Source organism: Adhaeribacter soli, assembly GCF_008727925.1.
Taxonomy (GTDB): Bacteria; Bacteroidota; Bacteroidia; order Cytophagales; family Hymenobacteraceae; genus Adhaeribacter_A; species Adhaeribacter_A soli.
Genome location: NZ_VTWT01000007.1, coordinates 319,701 through 332,675, shown reverse-complemented (window position 1 = coordinate 332,675; position 12,975 = coordinate 319,701). Strand labels below are relative to the sequence as shown.

Genomic DNA, 12,975 nt, shown 5'->3' with positions numbered 1-12,975 from the left:
CAGAATAGTATGGTTTCAGTCTCAAAAACCGGCAACACTACATGCCTATTGCCCGGCGTTTCAATATCTGAAATTCCTCTTCGGTCAGGCTGCCGTTTTCCCGCATTCTTATTAATCTTTCAATGGTATCGAGATCGTGGTGCACCGGATTTGGATTGGTTACGCCGCTACCCGGCCGGTTGTAAAATTTCTGTTCATCGAAGTATTCGTGGTTATAGAATTCTGACTGGATCGGGGTTTTGGATTGCTCGGCGGCCACCGGCGTCCGGTCCGGATTGATCATGGTTTCGCGTAAAAGTCGTTCGTATTCCGGCGCTACGGCTCCGCCGCCGTAAAGCGGGTAGCGCGGCAGGGTCATCTGGTCAAGGTGGTTTACGTACACTTTGTCGCCATCTGCCTGCAGACGGGCCGAACCGATGGGCACGAGCAAATGATGATCGGGGTTATTATGGATGAGGCTGTTATCAATATCTACATCCAGATACCGGACTTTCATCAGGGCTTCATCCACGATCAGGTCGTCTACTACGCCCAACCTACGGCCATCGGCGCCCAGCACTTCCCAGCCGCGCACATCAAGGTTATCTTTGGCGACTTTAAAATTTTTAAGCGATTTCAGGGGCGACAAGGTGGATGCCGGGTTGCCGTTAAAGTTATTTTCGTCGGTATAATGCGTGGTCATGGTTTTCGATTTTTCGATGGTTAGGTATTCGACTGTTCGATTGTTGAATGCTCGATTGCTCGACTTTTTATATTACTCAATGGCAGTTTCCGGATGGCAAATCCTACCATTTTAAAGCCGGAAAGACTTTAACCGGATAACTCGTTATGAAAATTCAGGCTAAAATTTAAGTCAGGTAAATGGGTTCTTCGTGCACGAAAAGCATGCCTACCGGCGCCTGCTCCAGGCTTTTATCCTGTTCATACTGAGTAGTATCCTGGAAGAAGAATTTGTAAACCGCCCAGCCAATGAGTGCCAGCAGAATAAGCAAAAGCAACCAGCCCCAACCGGAGCGTTTTTTGCGTTCGATGTTTATTTCAGCCATAGTTTTAGGTTGTTGGTAGAAGCTGTGCCGCAATTTTACCATTGAAGATCAGTACGGTTCGCGGCAAAAAAAGTACTGTTTCTACGGGGTAAAGGCGTAGGGGTTTTTTATTGATTTGAAGATTTGGGAATTTGAAGATTTGGAGATTTGGAAATGAAACTCAAAACGGGCTGATCCATAAAATAAAAGACAGCCGTTTCCGATTAATTAAATCCGTTTATACCTTTATAATGGAATTGGTGTCCGAAAAGCTTTCATTTTCTGAAGGCAACTTCGTAAACCCATTTCCAAACCTGCAAATTTTCAAATTTTCAAATTAAAACATGCGTCGCCAGCCTCTTCGTTTCGGACTTTATCCCTGGTTTCCCGAGCACGGTTATACCTACATCCACCCGGCCAACCGCCGCGATTTCGAAGATATTCATCCTGCCGGAAAGGTATTTGAGCTACTGGAAACCGCCAACGGCTGGCTCTTGCTTCGCTACCAGGACCGGCAGTACAAAGTAAAGCCTGAGCTTTTCTCGGAAGTAGACCGACCACCTTTGCGCTACGGCGATTGGGTAAAAGTGCAGAACCGCCCCGACCTGCCGGATACGCCCGCCGAAATAAACGACGTACTTTGGAACGAAAGCGAAGGACGCGCTTATTATGCCTTGGTGCAGCGCAAACGCAAAATCCCGGGCATTTTTAGCGAAGTGGAGTTGGTGAAGGTTTGACCCCACCCCAACAACTGGTTCAGGGGAGGGAGTTTTATTGTCTTGAACACGATTTTCAGGATTGAATGGATTGCCAGGATTTCAATTGGCCCTGGCTTTAGCTAAGGAAGTTGCAGATTTTCCTGTTGGCTTTAGCCAGATTACTTTGCTTTTTTTATTTCGGCTAAAGCCATTCAACAGCCGCCGTGGTCCCTTGGCTGAAGCCAAGGGCAATTCAATTCTGTACTTCAGGTTTTAAGCCCCAAAAGTCAAATGAAGCAGCGGCCAAAGCTCCCCTCCTTTTCAAGGAGGGGTTCGGGGGTGGTTAATTCTTCATGCGGCAATCCTGAAAATCAAAAAAATCCTGAAAATCGTATTCAGAAAGCTTTCATTGCCGTCTGCTTTAGCTGACGGGCCACAGCGAAAAACTCCCATGAATTACCTATTGGGTAGGATCACAACAATTCCTTTCAATCCCGTATAAAACCCAAACGAACGTCTTAAATTTCTGACCTGTGGAATACAAGGACTATTACCAGACTTTGGGGGTAAGTAAAACGGCATCGAAGGACGAGATCAAGAAAGCGTATAAGAAACTGGCCCGGAAATACCACCCCGATGTAAACCCCGGCAACAAGGAAGCAGAGGAGAAATTCAAAGCAGTTAGCGAGGCCCATGAAGTACTGAGCGACGAGGAAAAACGCAAAAAGTACGACCAGCTGGGTGCCGACTGGAAACGCTACGAACAGACCGGCGGTGGTCCAGGCGGTTTCGACTGGAGCCAGTACACCGGCGGGGCGGGTCCGGGTGGCGGCCGGTACACGCATTTCGAAGGCGATTTTGGCGGCACCGATTTTTCCGATTTCTTCAGTTCAATTTTTGGCGGCATGGGCGGCGGCGGCAGAACGCGGGGTGGCCGGCGTGGCTCCATGGCCCATAAAGGTCAGGATTATACCGCCGAACTAAACTTAAGCATGGCGGAAGCTTTTCATGGGGTACAGAAAACCATAACCCTGAACGGCAAAAACCTGCGCATCAGCATTAAGCCCGGCGTGGAAGATGGCCAGACAATCCGGTTAAAAGGTAGCGGCGGCCCGGGCATGAACGGCGCGGAAAACGGCGACCTGTATATCACCCTTCGCATTACGCCCGACCACCGCTACACCCGCAAAGGCAACGACCTGTTTATTGATGCACCGGTAAGCGTTTACAAAGCTGCTTTAGGGGGCGAAGAAATTGTAGACACCTTAAGCGGCCGGATCAGGATAAAAATTCAGCCGGAAACCCAGAACGGCAAAATGCTACGCTTAAAAGGCAAAGGCTTCCCCGTTTACAACCACCCCGGCCAGCACGGCGACCTCTACATAAAAACCGTACTCCACCTGCCCGAAAAACTCACCGACAAAGAAAAGGACCTCTTCCGCCAACTGGCTGAACTTCGTTCCTGATTATTGATTGTTAATTGCTAATTGTTAATTGCTAATTGTTAATTGCTAATTGTTGTTTGTTAATTGTTGTTTGTTAATTGACTTTTCCGAGCCAGATGCTTAGCGTTTTCGAAAGTCTAAAATCTAATGTCTAATTTCTAACATCCAAAAAAAATGAATTACATCGCGATCGAGGAATTTTGTACGTACCATGGCGTTCAGGTAGAACTCATCCGCGAGTTTGCCGATTTTGGATTGGTACGATTGCAGCAACAGGAACAGCAGGTTTATTTACCGGCCGAAGAAATTGAGAAGGCCGAACGCATGTTGCGGCTGCACACCGAGCTGGGCATCAATAAAGAGGGCCTGGAAATTATCCTGAACATGCGCGATCAAATGCTTTCCATAAATTCGGAACTGGAAACGATCCGCTACCGCTTGCGCCAACTGGAACAGGAGCAGGATCTGCGTTTATTCGGCACGGGCAACCAGGTTAATGACTTGGAAAGTGAAGTTTAAGCAGCTGCCCGTAAACAGAAAAGCACAGGTAATTTTACCCATGCTTTCTGAAGCCTCAACAACTCATTTTCTTAAACGCTTACGCTCAGATCCAAACCCGCACGCGCCGGAACGCTTTTCCGGGTACCCATAAACAACCCCGTTGCTATTATAAAAAATACCGATTCTATTACCAGCCATTGCGATCCGAATTCGCCCAAAGCCCCTTCCGAGAAAATGGTAATGGTACGGGAAAGAGCATAAAAGCCCCAGAGCAGCATTAAAAACGCCAATCCTTTCCGGGCATCTTTCAGCATCAAATAAATAAGCGTTATTACCAGTGTCATGCCTACGCCGCCGTACACGCCGCGAATAGAACTATACGCATCGGTATTCCCGAGTTTCACCTGCACCAGGTCCATTACCGCCTGGGGGCTGGCAAAGGCCATTAAACTTACCGATAATAAACTCAAGGCCGATAGCAGGATAAATCCTTTGGCTGCCACCATTACTGTGCTTTGTTTTTTCATGATCTTTTAACTTTAAAGTACAGGACAAAGGTGGGTTACCGCTGAAAAATAAACCTTGACGCGCATCAAGATTTTCAGACTGGGACTTCTTTCTGAAAAACCAACCTTGTAATCTTACAGATTTTCCCGTTCTCTGTTTTAGCTGCTGATTTTAAGCCTGATCTGAAAATTTTAAGGATAGCCAGGCCACGTTTCCGGCGCTTGCTGCGTCTTTCTGAAAAGCCAGCAACCTTAACGGCTACTACCCTGCTCCTATGAAAAAACTGCCGGTTATCCTCTTTTTGCTCTTCTTTTATAAAGCAGCAAGCGGTCAAAGTACGTTTGTAAAAAGCATTTCGGGATTAAACTTCGGACGGGATGTGCGGGTATTCCAGACTGCCGACCAGGGAATAGCCGTTTTTTCCTCAGACAGCCTGATGCTTTATAAATTTAACAGTTGCGGCGAGACGGAGTGGGCTAAGCAATATAAAATTTCTAAACGAAGGTCTTACCCCGGCGATATCAACCAAACCCGAAATGGTGGCTTTATTTTACTTAACCAGATACCAAACGGTACAATTTACAGCACTTCCGTTACCCTGCTTTCGGCTAACGGCACTATAATCTGGAGCAAAGAATATAACGATCCGGATTATATACATTTCCCTTATACCATTACCGAAACCGCGGATGGCGATTTTATTATGGCCGCCAATGTAAATCATATCAGCCCCAATGTGGGCTACAACGCTATTACCAGGCTCGATGCAAACGGCAATATCCGCTGGACCAGATTTTACGATTATGGTCCGATCTGGGGTGGCGCCATTTCTACGTCCGACAACGGGGTTCTGGCCCGGTTTGGCAATGCATTTGTAAAAACCGACAATGCCGGCAATGTACAATGGGCTAAAAATATAGGTGCTTCCGATTACTATTTCCCGCCGATAGAGGTAAGCGATGGCTATATTTTTACCGGTACCAGCATGCCGAACAACAAGATAAGCTTTCACAAAGTAGATAAACAAGGGAATTTGCTTTGGGGCGGCCGGAAGGTATTAGATTATTCAGGTCTTTCGTCGCTGCTATACCCGAAAAGCAACGGAAATTTTGTGGGGGTATTTAACAAGAACGGGTTCCCGAACGTGATCGAATTCGATAAAGAACTAAATATTGTAAAACAAGGCGCACTTAATTTTAAACCAAGTATGGGTGGTTTCAGAGGTAACCATGTAGGTTTTTCCGACGAAAACACTACCCTTTTCGCTGGCACCTGTTACATAGGCCTTTCCAACAACTCGCGGCTGTTTTTTTCCAAAACCGATAACCAGTTGAAAACCGGTTGCGACACCACCATTACTACCACCGTTACTAGCGAACCGGTAACCAGCAACCCCGTCACCTCTTTTACCCTTTCTCATACTTCTAACGTGGTAAATAAGACCTACCCTGTTATTCCTATTCCCAACACCGTTACGTCGCATTGCAGCAGCATTATTCCGGCACCAGTAAACATTCAAGCCGACAGCCTTTTATGCGCGGGCTCCTCTTTACTGCTGAAAGATAATTCAGGCGCCGCCTGGAACGCCTTTCGCTGGTCTACCGGCGAAACCACTCCTGCTATTGTGGTAAAAAAGCCTGGTAAATACTGGTTGCAGGCCTCCAACACTTGCAGTTCCTTGACCGCCTCCGACACCATTACGGTTTCCGAAGTCCCTTTCCCGCAACCCGCTTTAACCACCGATACAGTCCTTTGCCAGCATAAGCCGGTTTTCATAAATGCTGAAATACCCGGCGCTACGTACCAGTGGCAGGACGGCTCTACCGACGCCGTTTACCGCGCCACCAAACCCGGCATCTACGAGGTTTTAATTACTTACCGCAACTGTACGAAAAATTTCAGTGTACAGATCGGCGATCACGAAAAGCTGGTGCTGCCGAACATTTTTACGCCGAACAACGACGGCCGCAACGATGCTTTTATGCCCATGGAAATGTGCGGCGTGGCTTCCGGAACTTTAAAGATCTTCAACCGTTGGGGCCAGCTTATCTCTGAAACTGCCGAAGTGAGTAAAGGCTGGAACGGTAGGGTAAACGGCAAAAAAGCAGCGGATGGGGTTTATTATTACCTGGTAAAATACGCGGATTTTAAGGGGCAGCAGAAAATAAAAAAGGGCTGGGTGGAGTTGATTGGGAATTGAGAAAATGGTAGCGTTTCAAAGGAAAAAGTAACGGATCGGCTTTAAAAATTCACCTCTTTTAATTCTACAAAAACTTTTTCGCCGCTTGGTTTCTGATAATGCGTAGCCACAAAACCATATTTATCGTGGAAGTAATGCGAAACTTTATAAACCCCCAGCTCGCTGGTACCGGTTCCCGTTATCTTCCAGGCATTTTCAAATTTCCGGAAAGGCGTTCTTATTGAAGTTGTATCCGTAATATGGTATCTATTCTCAACTTTTTTACCGGCCCATTCTTTCCAGCCGGGGCCAATCGTAATGGTGCTGTTCCAGGTTTTCCCGATTGCTGCCGGCAGCCTTATTTCCGGGAAAGGGGCAAGCTCGGTAATGCGTAAACTCCCGCTTCTGAAAGGATGCAGCCAGATTTTATCTTCCAATTCCGCCACGCCGGTAGTTTCAGAAGTTTCAATTTTACTTCCATCCGGCTTATGCTCGGTTACCGAATACTGAATTTGCGTTTGCAAGAAAAATGTCCCTTCCAGCACTTTCAAAGGAAAACTAAACGAATCTACTAATCCGCCTTTGGAATCGAACTCAGAAACCTGATAGATCCACTCTCTGCCTGGCTTATAGATCTGTTGCGTATTCAGATTCTGGGTGCAGCCCATAAACAGAACAGCGATCAGGTAAAGGCAAGGCCTGTAACCAAAATAATTTTTCTTCATCCGGCGCAACTTATGCTATATCAAATATAGGTGTTATTACAGAAAACAATTATGTTATTTTCGGGATGGGCAAAAAAAAACCGGGGCTAATAGAAAGGATTAAAATCGGAAATGTCCGGAATTTGTAGGAAGAAGGCAAAAAAAAACAGCAGCTACTTTGGTAACCACTGTTCTTTAATTTTCAGGATGCCAGTTCCTTTTTCGTATCGTAACTGCAGGCTGTGGCAATTAAATTGTCTGCATACTTATAAATATCATCCAGGCTCGCTAATTCAACCTTAATTTCTTTCCGGTTTTCATCGAACATTACCATTTGTTTTCGGCTGCTTTCCAGAAATAAGCGGCAGATCGGTTTCCGGTTATTATCGTCAAGCAGAATACCGAAATAGCTTTGCGTATCGCGGTGCACAATTCTGTTCGCATCCATTTTAGTACGCAAGATCGACCGGATTATAAAATAAGCTTCCTTTTCTATTTCGTGGGTTACTACTTTGGTTTCCGCTTCTTTAACCGGCGTAACCGTTACGTCTTCGTTCACCTGTTCCGAAACAGTCGCTAATTCGCGGTAAGCCTCATTCGACAAGGCAGATTTAAGCCGGTCGCTGATCATATCGCTGATCAGGTTGTTCAGGCTTTTCTTCACCACGGCCGTAAATTGCTCCATTATTTTAGCCGTCATCGGGCCGGTATGAATTTGCTTTCCGAAATGCTTCACAAAAGTATCGGTAGGCTGATTCAGCTCTTCCAGCATTATCCGGCGGATCTCTTTGGCGTACTTCAGCTCGGTAGCCGAACTCAGAATATTTTCGACATTAAACGCATTGCGCTGGTACTTCTTCAGTTCAAAAACGTTGGCTTCGCTGATATCGGTAATGTTGAATTCCCAGAATGGCTTGTCGTCCATTTTGTTCGATTCTTCCAGATCGGTATAAAACTTATAAATGATACCATTGGTAAGAATGCCGAAACGGGAAGAAGTAACGTGAAAATAGCGGTGAAGCTGGGAATTATGAACGTTCAGGTCTTCTTTCCAATGCTTGCATTCAATGATAATGATCGGGTTATTATCTTTCAGAATGCAATAGTCTACCTTCTCCCCCTTCTTAATTCCCAAGTCGGCAATGTACTCCGGAACCACCTCGTGCGGATTGAAAACATCGTAACCAAGCACGGAAATAAACGGCATAATGAAAGCCATTTTGGTAGCTTCTTCCGTCTGGATGCTTTCTTTCATGCGGGCAACTTTCTCGCCCAAAGCCTTAATCGAATCAATAAAGTCCATAGTCTTATGTTTTAGAAGTTTCCCTAATGCAACATTATTTAAAATCAATTGTTTATGATATCTAAATAATGTTGCAATAAAACATAAGAGCTAAAAACTACTTACTTCCCATCCACATAATCCTGCAGGTAGGCATACTTCTCCGTCAACTTGCCATCTCTGGTAATGGTAGCCCGGGCAATCGTACCATCGTCTTCGCCTAATAAATACGGGAACACGTTATCGATCAGCTGGCGGCCGAAATCGCGGGAAGCGTTGCGGGGAAGTTCGCAGGGCAGGTTATCTACGGCCATAATGGTAATGTTGCCCTGCTTGTTGTAAGGCGGCTCCAGGTGCGAGGTCCAGGGGTTGTAATCATATACCGGATCGGGAATGGTAGACGAACGCTTAGTGCAGGGAATCGAGCCGTCAATATCGCAGGTTACGTCGGCAATGGTATTTATCTTGAATCCGGGCTCCCGCATTTCGTCTTCGGTAAACAGTTTCGGCGCTTTCGGATCCCAGTAGGCACAGGCAATCAGCAGATCGGTAACTTTGGTAAACTTATCGAACGTAGCTTTGTAGTCTTGCGGATTGGCGTAGAAATCCGGAGAATCCCAAACTTTGCCGTCTTTGCGGGTATTGTAATCGGAAGAGTGCAGCTGGGCGTAAACCGGTTCGTTGAAATTGTTGTAGAGATAGTCGAACACGCTCACTTTCTTAATGCCCATCATATCGAGCACTTCCTTGGCGCCGGTGGCCACCCTTCCGCCGCCCGTAATGGCTATCTTGATCGGCGGCAGGTTCTTTACCTTAAAGAATTCTTCCTGCATGTCTTCCATATCCACGCACTGGTAGGCAGGTTTCAGGTCGAACAGGCTCCACTTTTTAGCATAGGTCAGAATACCGTTATACGCGCCCACAATGCCGGCCCAATGCCCAAAAGCCACAATGCGGTTGCCTTTTTTATCGGTCAGGGTTTCGTAATCTACCAGACAGATGTTCTTTTCCAGAATGGCCTGCAGCAGCTTGCGGTTGTAAGGCTGCTTTTTAATAGTGTGCGAAAAGAACAGGTACGTTTTATTCGGAATAAGCTGCTCGATCGGCACTTCCTTCACGCCCATAATAATGTCGCAATCGGTCAGGTCTTCCTGCAGTTTTACGCCGTACTTGGTAAATTCTTCGTCTTTAAAACAACGGATCGGGCTCGGCTGCACCACAATTTCCACATCCGGGTAGGTTTGCAGGGTTTCAGCGCACTTTTTAGGAGTTAAGGGCACCCGTTTGTCTACAGGCACTTTTCCTTCTTTTACAATACCGATCTTATGTTTAGTCATTTTGAAATTAAGCTTGGAATTCAGATTGGGAGTTCGGCCGTAAATTTAAGAAAATTTTCACCCCACCCCAGCCCTCCCCTAAAAACAGGGGAGGGAGCTTTTTTTATTTGTGCGGGCAAAACCAATTCTGAAAATTCTTTAAATGCTGAAAATTCTTATTCAGACAAAAAATCCTGATTCAAACCAAAACTCCCTCCCCTGTTTTTAGGGGAGGGCCGGGGAGGGGTAAATTTCCTCATTTCCATTTCTATTAAATCAAAATAAATAAAGTTACTTTTGCCGTGGAATTCAGCAGCGTTTTTAAACGTTAATTAACTGAATGCTACATCGTAAAAGCTATTCCCTTAAATCCTCTTTTTATGATATTCAAAACCAAACCTGCCGACGTGTTTAAAGAGCGCCATAACGGCCCCACCAAGCAGCAGATGCAGGACATGCTGAGCACCATCGGCACCGACTCCTTAGATACCCTCATCGACGAAACCATTCCCCCGGCCATCCGCCTGAAAAACCCGCTGAACATTCCGGCTGGTTTAACCGAGCGCGATTTCCTGCGGAAGTTCAGCGCGATAGCCAAGCAAAATAAAGTTTTCAAATCGTACATCGGCTTAGGCTACCACGATACCATCATTCCGCCGGTAATTCAGCGCAACATTCTGGAAAACCCGGGCTGGTACACCGCTTATACCCCGTATCAGGCCGAAATTGCCCAGGGCCGTTTAGAGGCTTTGATCAATTACCAGACCATGGTAATGGACCTGACCGGCATGGAGATCGCCAACGCATCTTTACTGGATGAAGGCACTGCTGCTGCCGAAGCCATGGCCATGCTGCACGCTAACCGCAAAGGTACCCGCAAAAATGCCGAGCGTTTCTTCGTATCCAACCAGATGCTGCCGCAAACCATCGACGTACTGATGAGCCGCGCCACGCCAATCGGCATTGAACTGGTAATCGGCGATCACCGCGAAGCAAACCTGAACGACGAAACCTTATTCGGTGCTATTTTACAGTATCCTGCTGCTGACGGCGAAGTTTTCGATTATACTTCCTTCATTGCCGAAGCGCACAAAAACGACATGTTCGTAGCCGTTGCGGCCGATATCCTGAGCTTAACCTTGCTTACTTCGCCGGGCGAAATGGGCGCTGACGTTGCGGTAGGAACCACCCAGCGATTCGGCGTTCCGATGGGCTTTGGTGGTCCGCACGCGGGTTATTTTGCTACCAAAGAAGCTTTCAAACGCGTAATTCCGGGCCGTATCATTGGCCAGTCTATCGATGCACAGGGCAAAAAAGCGTACCGCATGGCGCTGCAAACCCGCGAACAGCACATCCGCCGCGAAAAAGCTACTTCCAACATCTGTACTGCGCAGGTTCTTTTAGCCGTAATTTCCGGTATGTACGCCACGTATCACGGTCCGCGTCGTTTGAAATACATCGGTCTGAACACCCATTCAATGGCGCAAATGCTGAACGAGCAACTGAAAGGCCTAGGCTTCGAGCAGCTGAACGAGAACTTCTTCGATACGCTGAACATTAAAGCCGAAAACGCCGAAATGGTAAACGCGATCCGCAAAGAAGCAGAAGCGGCTCAGATCAACTTCCGTTATTTCGGTCAGAACCAGATCGGTATTTCCCTGCACCAGAACATGGATGTGGAAGAAGTAAAAGAGATCGTGGAAGTGTTCGCCAAAGTAGCCGGTAAAAAAGCTGACGTTTCGAATTTAGCCATTGCCGAAGAAACCTACATTTCCTGGCCGGAAGCTTTGATCCGCAAATCGGAATATTTAACTGCCGACGTGTTCAACGCGCACCATTCCGAGCACCAGATCCTGCGTTACATGAAGCAGCTGGAAAACAAAGACTTCTCGTTAACGCACGGCATGATTCCGCTGGGTTCCTGCACTATGAAACTGAACGCTACGGCTGAGATGATGCCGATTACGTTCCCGGAAATTGCCCACATGCACCCGTTCGCCCCAGCCGACCAGACCAAAGGTTATAAACAGATCTTCTCTGATTTAGAATCCTGGTTATGCGCGGCAACCGGTTTCGATGCGGTTTCACTTCAGCCGAACTCCGGCGCGCAAGGCGAATATGCCGGCTTAATGGTTATCAGAGCGTACCACGAAGCGAACGGCGATACGCACCGCAACGTGGCTTTAATTCCTTCTTCGGCCCACGGTACCAACCCGGCTTCGGCGGTTATGGCCGGCATGAAAGTAGTGATCGTGAAATGCGATGAGAAAGGTAACATCGACGTTGCCGACCTGAAAGCCAAAGCCGAACAGTACAAAAACGAGCTGAGCTGCTTAATGGTAACTTATCCGTCCACCCACGGCGTTTACGAAGAAAGCATCATCGAAATCTGCCAGATCATTCACGAAAACGGCGGCCGTGTGTACATGGACGGCGCCAACATGAATGCCCAGGTTGGTCTGACTTCTCCGGCTAATATTGGCGCGGACGTTTGCCACCTGAACCTGCACAAAACCTTCTGCATTCCTCACGGCGGCGGCGGACCAGGCGTTGGCCCGATAGGCGTAGTGAAAGACCTTGCTCCTTATCTGCCAGGCCATGCCGTAGTAGACATGGGCCGCGAGAAAGCGATCCATGCCGTATCGGCAGCACCTTGGGGTTCGGCTTCTATTCTGCCGATTTCTTACGCTTACATTGCCATGATGGGCGGCGAAGGCTTAACCGAAGCTACCAAAGTGGCGATCATGAATGCAAACTACATCAAAGCCCGTCTGGAGAAATATTACCCGGTACTTTATGTAGGTAAAAACGGCCGTTGTGCTCACGAAATGATCCTGGATTGCCGTGCGTTCAAGAAATTTGGCGTAGAAGTAGAAGATATTGCCAAGCGCTTGATGGATTATGGTTACCACGCGCCAACCGTTTCGTTCCCGGTAGCGGGCACGCTAATGGTGGAGCCAACCGAATCGGAAGCCAAAGAAGAACTGGACCGTTTCTGTGATGCCATGATCGCGATCCGTAAGGAAATCGAGGAAGTAGAAAACGGTGCTGCCGATCAGAAAAACAACGTACTGAAACATGCGCCACATACTGCTGAACTGGCCCTGTCTGAAAACTGGGATCGTCCGTACAGCCGCGAAAAAGCCGTTTATCCGTACGAATTCAGCCGCACGAACAAGTTCTGGCCAACCGTTTCCCGTATCGATTCGGCTTACGGCGACCGTAACCTGATCTGCTCCTGTACGCCATTGGAAGCCTACAACAATCCGGAAGTTGCCCAGCATGCTACGGGTATCGAATAAGCTAAATTGTTAAATG

At 47.4% G+C, this 12,975-nt stretch carries 11 protein-coding genes; 5 read left to right on the top strand and 6 right to left on the bottom strand.

Annotated elements, in window-relative coordinates; translation table 11 throughout:
* Positions 1 to 37: 37 nt before the first annotated feature.
* Both F0P94_RS14415 and F0P94_RS14410 read right to left on the bottom strand, forming a co-directional pair.
* Positions 38 to 682, bottom strand: coding sequence for a PRC-barrel domain-containing protein (locus F0P94_RS14415; RefSeq protein ID WP_150904593.1), 645 nt, complete (start codon positions 680 to 682; stop codon positions 38 to 40).
* Between the two features lie 166 nt (positions 683 to 848).
* Entirely contained in the window at positions 849 to 1,046 is a 198-nt protein-coding gene (locus tag F0P94_RS14410) for a hypothetical protein (RefSeq protein ID WP_150904592.1), read from the bottom strand.
* A 323-nt stretch (positions 1,047 to 1,369) separates the two neighbouring features.
* On the opposite strand from F0P94_RS14410, the gene F0P94_RS14405 reads away from it, so the two are divergent.
* From F0P94_RS14405 to F0P94_RS14395, 3 genes are all read left to right on the top strand, one after another.
* Complete coding sequence (locus F0P94_RS14405; protein ID WP_150904591.1) at positions 1,370 to 1,762, top strand: DUF6960 family protein; 393 nt, start codon at positions 1,370 to 1,372, stop codon at positions 1,760 to 1,762.
* A 494-nt stretch (positions 1,763 to 2,256) separates the two neighbouring features.
* On the top strand, positions 2,257 to 3,189 hold the full coding sequence (locus F0P94_RS14400) for a DnaJ C-terminal domain-containing protein (protein ID WP_150904590.1): 933 nt from the start codon (positions 2,257 to 2,259) through the stop codon (positions 3,187 to 3,189).
* 153 nt (positions 3,190 to 3,342) lie between these two features.
* On the top strand, positions 3,343 to 3,687 hold the full coding sequence (locus F0P94_RS14395) for a chaperone modulator CbpM (RefSeq protein ID WP_150904589.1): 345 nt from the start codon (positions 3,343 to 3,345) through the stop codon (positions 3,685 to 3,687).
* 71 nt (positions 3,688 to 3,758) lie between these two features.
* Here the strand turns inward: F0P94_RS14395 and F0P94_RS14390 are convergent, their stop codons facing one another.
* On the bottom strand, positions 3,759 to 4,196 hold the full coding sequence (locus F0P94_RS14390; protein ID WP_150904588.1) for a DUF4345 domain-containing protein: 438 nt from the start codon (positions 4,194 to 4,196) through the stop codon (positions 3,759 to 3,761).
* Between the two features lie 254 nt (positions 4,197 to 4,450).
* On the opposite strand from F0P94_RS14390, the gene F0P94_RS14385 reads away from it, so the two are divergent.
* Positions 4,451 to 6,376, top strand: coding sequence for a gliding motility-associated C-terminal domain-containing protein (locus F0P94_RS14385; RefSeq protein ID WP_150904587.1), 1,926 nt, complete (start codon positions 4,451 to 4,453; stop codon positions 6,374 to 6,376).
* Between the two features lie 41 nt (positions 6,377 to 6,417).
* Here F0P94_RS14385 and F0P94_RS14380 read toward each other — a convergent pair whose 3' ends face one another.
* The 3 genes from F0P94_RS14380 to F0P94_RS14370 form a co-directional block, all read right to left on the bottom strand.
* Entirely contained in the window at positions 6,418 to 7,080 is a 663-nt protein-coding gene (locus F0P94_RS14380) for a hypothetical protein (protein WP_150904586.1), read from the bottom strand.
* Between the two features lie 181 nt (positions 7,081 to 7,261).
* Positions 7,262 to 8,362 (bottom strand): type I restriction endonuclease, encoded by a 1,101-nt coding sequence (locus F0P94_RS14375; protein ID WP_150904585.1) that lies wholly within the window; start codon positions 8,360 to 8,362, stop codon positions 7,262 to 7,264.
* Positions 8,363 to 8,463: 101 nt separating this feature from the next.
* On the bottom strand, positions 8,464 to 9,678 hold the full coding sequence (locus tag F0P94_RS14370; protein WP_150904584.1) for an NAD(P)-dependent oxidoreductase: 1,215 nt from the start codon (positions 9,676 to 9,678) through the stop codon (positions 8,464 to 8,466).
* A gap of 359 nt (positions 9,679 to 10,037) precedes the next feature.
* On the opposite strand from F0P94_RS14370, the gene gcvP reads away from it, so the two are divergent.
* Positions 10,038 to 12,959: an aminomethyl-transferring glycine dehydrogenase gene (gcvP, locus tag F0P94_RS14365; RefSeq protein WP_150904583.1), complete on the top strand. Its 2,922-nt coding sequence runs from the start codon at positions 10,038 to 10,040 to the stop codon at positions 12,957 to 12,959.
* Positions 12,960 to 12,975: the final 16 nt, after the last annotated feature.

Bases quoted from the DNA above. Each gene is read 5' to 3' on its own strand.
- F0P94_RS14415 (WP_150904593.1), bottom strand. From the start codon at position 682: ATGACCACGCATTATACCGACGAAAATAACTTTAACGGCAACCCGGCA.
- F0P94_RS14410 (WP_150904592.1), bottom strand. From the start codon at position 1,046: ATGGCTGAAATAAACATCGAACGCAAAAAACGCTCCGGTTGGGGCTGG.
- F0P94_RS14405 (WP_150904591.1), top strand. From the start codon at position 1,370: ATGCGTCGCCAGCCTCTTCGTTTCGGACTTTATCCCTGGTTTCCCGAG.
- F0P94_RS14395 (WP_150904589.1), top strand. From the start codon at position 3,343: ATGAATTACATCGCGATCGAGGAATTTTGTACGTACCATGGCGTTCAG.
- F0P94_RS14390 (WP_150904588.1), bottom strand. From the start codon at position 4,196: ATGAAAAAACAAAGCACAGTAATGGTGGCAGCCAAAGGATTTATCCTG.
- F0P94_RS14385 (WP_150904587.1), top strand. From the start codon at position 4,451: ATGAAAAAACTGCCGGTTATCCTCTTTTTGCTCTTCTTTTATAAAGCA.
- F0P94_RS14380 (WP_150904586.1), bottom strand. From the start codon at position 7,080: ATGAAGAAAAATTATTTTGGTTACAGGCCTTGCCTTTACCTGATCGCT.
- F0P94_RS14375 (WP_150904585.1), bottom strand. From the start codon at position 8,362: ATGGACTTTATTGATTCGATTAAGGCTTTGGGCGAGAAAGTTGCCCGC.
- F0P94_RS14370 (WP_150904584.1), bottom strand. From the start codon at position 9,678: ATGACTAAACATAAGATCGGTATTGTAAAAGAAGGAAAAGTGCCTGTA.
- gcvP (WP_150904583.1), top strand. From the start codon at position 10,038: ATGATATTCAAAACCAAACCTGCCGACGTGTTTAAAGAGCGCCATAAC.